Annotated in this window: 2 protein-coding genes; both read left to right on the forward strand. The window is 39.0% G+C overall.

The annotated features are described in order from the left end of the window. Window positions 1-236: 236 nt before the first annotated feature. Window positions 237-2,342, forward strand: a complete 2,106-nt coding sequence (locus tag ACR2F7_RS10845) for a hypothetical protein (RefSeq protein ID WP_432713581.1) — start codon at window positions 237-239, stop codon at window positions 2,340-2,342. Between the two features lie 431 nt (window positions 2,343-2,773). Further along, window positions 2,774-5,064: SusC/RagA family TonB-linked outer membrane protein (locus ACR2F7_RS10850; RefSeq protein ID WP_432713582.1), on the forward strand; the 2,291-nt coding region annotated here is incomplete at its 3' end.

The raw sequence follows: 5,064 nt of genomic DNA on the forward strand, positions 1-5,064 counted from the left end.
CCCAAGTTCGGTATGGAGCGCTGTTTTTCTTCATCCGCCAACTTCATGATGATTTTTGAACATTTGATCCCTTAATTTATCGGTTTGATACCCTCGAACATTTTTAAGGAGATACTTTTGTTTTGTCGAATGCTGCAATGCAAAGCTGGCCAGCTACTCATGTGGAGCTCGTCTGCTGGTATGTGTTTGGCGAGTTCAATAAAGTACAAAGACAGGTAATCAATATTAGATCATTTATGAAGATTTTAACATTCCTTTTAAACAAGCAATTCGCAGTATTTTTCTTTGTGACTGCATCCTTATTTTCTGTAATGGATTTAAGAGCACAGCAGCATGTCAAAAAAAACAATGAACAGCCTAAATTTATACATAAAACTGCAGGAAATCCTTACCTGCCTTTATGGGAACATTTGCCCGATGGAGAGCCACGTGTTTTTGAAGACCCTGATCATCCGGGGAAATTCCGCGCCTATATTATTGGATCTCATGATTTGAGGTTAACGAGTTACTGTGGCCCGGATATAAGGATGTGGTCAGCGCCAGTAGAAGACCTCTCCAGCTGGCGTAATGAGGGTGCCATTTTTACCTACAAGATCGATGGGCAGTGGGATGTGATGTATGCACCTGATTTAGTTGAAGTGAAAAGAAAAGATGGCACAAAGGAATATTATTTGTACCCACATAGCCGGGGGCAGCATAGGGAAGCAATGGTGGTGAAAAGCAGTCGTCCTGATGGTCCCTTCCAACCAATTAATTTGACTGACGATGGAAAACGTACCCTTCCTGGAAGTATCCTCGGATTTGATCCTGCGGTGTTTGTTGAATACATCACCGATCCTAAAGATCCCGATTACGAAATTGGATTCAGGGCATATGCTTATTGGGGGTTTCAAAGGTCTCTTGCAGCCGAATTAGATCAGAAAACTATGTATTCCCTACGGCCAGGTAGAAAAATTATAGATCGTTTTATTCCTGCCAGTGCCCGGTATGGCGTCTTACGGGATCCCCAAGGTACGGAATATCCGCAGATTTTATCAGGCGAAGATCTTGGCTCTTTTAATTTTTTCGAAGCATCTTCCATCCGTAAGGTAGGGAATAAATATATATCAGTATATAGTGGTTACTCTGGCCCTGAATATGGCGTGGGGAGCTCTAATTCTACATTGCGTTACCTTATAGGAGATTCGCCTTTAGGTCCATGGAAAAGTGGAGGGGTATTGGTGGACTCGCGTGCACCAGTATTAAATCAGGATGGAACAGGTATAACAACAAGTAATGCAGGGCATAATACGCATGGAAGTATTGAGCAGATCAACGGTCAGTGGTATGTGTTTTACCACAGACCTCCCCGTGGATTTGGTTTCGCTCGTCAGGCAGTTGTTGCCCCTGTCAAAATACATTGGGACGAAAAACCTGTGACCGCAGGAGGAACAGTATCCATTACAGGTTATGATCCTTATGCAGCAGACAATAGCTGGACTGTAAAAGATCAACAAGGCAGAGCATATAAGGGTGCTGAAGTAACCTCAGAAGGGTTTCATGTATATGGCCTTGATCCTTATCAATATTATTCGGCAGGTTATGCAAGTTACTTATCTGATATCAGTATTCAACAGGATTCGTGGGATATTTGGGATAACCATATGCCTGTTACAGATGTTAAGAATGGACATATTGTAGGCTTTAAATATTTCGGCTTTGGTGGGCTAAATCAAGATAAGTTAGGTTTGAAGGCTTTTGAAGGGACCAAAAAAGGAAATCATACTTCATTTAACCTGTTCCTTAAGCCAAAAACTGATAAAGCTTTCAAGGTGAATGTATGGATAGATGGGCCATGGGATAACCCCACCTGGAAAGGTAAGAAGATAGGTGAGATCACTGTTCCTGCAAATGCAAAAAAAGAGACTGCACAGTTCACTGTTGATGTGGCTAATTTTGTAGATCATTTGGATAAAAAGCATGCTGTTTACCTGGTTGCTGAAGGGGCAGATCATGAAGGGCTGTTTGATTTTATAGGACTTGGCTTCAGTGCTAAAAACAAAAAGCTGGTACGTCCTGTGCCTCCTGTGGTAAATATAACTGTCAATGGAAAAACTATAGAATTACCAAATACTCCCCTGCGTTCTACAAATGATAATGGCCTAACCGATTATGCAAACTTTGAGGTTTCTTATAAAGTCGATGCTGCCTCGTCGGCAATACCCCTGGTAAAAGCTACTTCCAATAACCCCGCTGTAAAAGTATCCATTAAACAAGCAACATCCCGCACAGGCACGGCGGAGGTGACATTTGATTTTAATGGTGTAACAAAAATATATAAGGTGATATACATATCAAATTAATAGATCTCTAATACTTCAAACTTTATAAAACCCCGCTTTACATTGGTGAAGCAGGGTTTTTTTATGAATTGTAAGTCGCTTTATATCAGTTGTTTTCAGAAAAGCAATTAACAATTGATTTATTTTATAATTGATATTGCATATACTTACAAAATGAATATAAAATGACGAATGGGTGGCAATGAATGCATTTTATCATATATTAAACTTTTAATAAAATATTTTTACAAATTATAAAAAAAACTATAGAAAGGAGGGAAATCTTGTCGCAGCGCGGGCAGCCTGATAAAGCAGCTGCAGAATAGTTGCTGGTAAAACAGTAACGCTGAAATTTACAAAAACACAAATTTAAAACCTAATTGATACTACAATTTATGAGACAAAAAGTACCTAATTTATTTTCGTTCTTGGCGATAATATTATCGCTAATAATGACCACCCAAACATTCGGTCAAACGACTAAGATTGTAAGAGGTAAAGTAGTGGATGCTGCTAAAGGATTGCCGATTTTGGGCGTCTCCGTTTCAGATTCTTTTACCAAAAATAAAACTTCGACCGATGAAAATGGTCAGTTTGAGATCAAGAGTAGCGAAAATTCTACTCTAACATTCAACTATCTTGGCTTTATGGAAGCCACTCTAAAAATTCAGGGTAATTATAATACTACTATTCGATTAAAAGAGCAAACCACAGACCTAAATGAGGTCGTTGTTGTGGCTTATGGTACTGCTAAAAAAAGAGACTTAACCGGCTCAATCTCTACCATTGACAACAAAGCGCTTAGTATGCAATCAAATTCTACGGTGAGTAGAGCATTAGAAGGAGCTGCTCCAGGAGTACAGGTTTCGGCAGTAGATGGCCAGCCTGGTATTGATATGGGAATTCGAATCAGAGGTTTAGGTTCTGCTTCACAAAGTACATCAGATGCCCTGGTTGTTATTGATGGTGTACCTGCGCAAAATGCAAACCCACTGGCTACCATCAGTTCAAAAGATATTGAAAGTGTAACAATTCTTAAGGATGCAGCTTCAACAGCATTATATGGCTCCAGAGGTGCAAATGGTGTGGTTTTAGTGACAACTAAAAAAGGAAAGAAGGGACAGGCCAGAGTTTCTTTTGAAGGTAAGTTTGGTATTAATCAGGCTGGACCTTTTCAATATGATAAGATGGACGACCCAAAAGATGTTTACGAATATGCATGGCTGTCCATCTATAACTCAGCGAGATACGGAGTGGATGGTTCTGGTGCTTCAAGAAGATACACCACAAATGTTCAGAATCCAAACATGAGTCATGATGCTGCTGCTCAATTTGCGAGTGCTCACCTTTTTGATTATACAGGTTCAACTACTAATTTTCAAATGAATAATTTAGGTAACTGGATGTTGTATGATGTACCGGGAGCAATTTATACACCAACGGGTTCCGGGGCTACCGCTAGTAAAACGATTTCCGGAGCTTATTTGGTCAATCCTGACGGAAAATTGAACCCAAATGCAAATTTATTATACAATGAAAACTATGATCAGTTTGTGTTGGAAGACAGGTTTCGTCAGGAATACAATTTATCCATTTCCGGAGGAGGTGATAAAATTGATTATTTCTTTTCTGGCGGATATTTGCAGGATCCATCTTATATAAGAGGCTCAAAATTTTCGCGTATTAATGGAAGAGCAAATATTAATGCACAGGTTTTTGACTGGTTAAAAATGGGAACAAACGTGATGTATGGTGTACGTAATACGCAATCGCCATCTACTCGTTTTGGCCGTAATCCAGGAAGTGCTGCTTCAAATGTTTTTAGATACATAAATGGTCAAAATCAACTTATTCAGCTTTATGCACACGATAAGGATGGCAATTATGTATATGAAAATGGCGAGAAAAAAGTGCATGTTCTTGCAGGTGATACTTATTCACCACTTGGTTTAACTTCTTCTGCCTATAGCAATGCTAATTTATTGAAAGTTCTTGATATGGACACGGACAATAGAGAGTCGGGAGATTTAAATACAAGAACTTACGCGCAAATTAAACTTCATGATGATATAACTTTTACCTCTAATTTCTCCTATGATAGATTTAATGAGGTTCGTACACGTTACTGGAACAGTGAAACGGGACAGGCACAAGGTGTTGGGGCTTTTGGAAAAGTATTTAGTAATGTAGCGATCTTGAATGCACAGCAGTTATTGAACTATAATAAAACTATAGGCAAGCATAGCATTGAAGGTTTATTAGGACATGAATATGATTCATACAGAGCTGAAGGCTTAAACTATAGATCATCTTATGAACTTATTCCTGAATTTTTAAGTTATGCTAACTTTGTAGGAAGATATGACGGCGGAACTTTCACTAATCCTGGTGGCACCATAGACATTCGTAATATGGAGAGTTATTTTGCCAGAGCTAACTATAACTATGATAACAGGTATTTTTTACAAGGTTCAGTTCGTCGCGATGGGTCTTCAAAATTTAAGTTACCTGAAAACAGATGGGGAACTTTCTGGTCACTGGGTGCAGGATGGAGAATTTCTGGTGAAGAATTTATGAAAAATACTTCAAACTGGTTAAATGACCTTAAAGTACGTGCAAGTTATGGTATTATTGGAAACGCAAATGGTGTGGCTAATTACTCTGGTTATCAAACTTGGAGTTATTCTGCTGTTTATGCCCAAACTACAGGTGGTACAGGTATTCCGGCATCTTACAACCTTAC

It is taken from the genome of Pedobacter sp. (assembly GCF_045628745.1).
Taxonomy (GTDB): Bacteria; Bacteroidota; Bacteroidia; order Sphingobacteriales; family Sphingobacteriaceae; genus Pedobacter.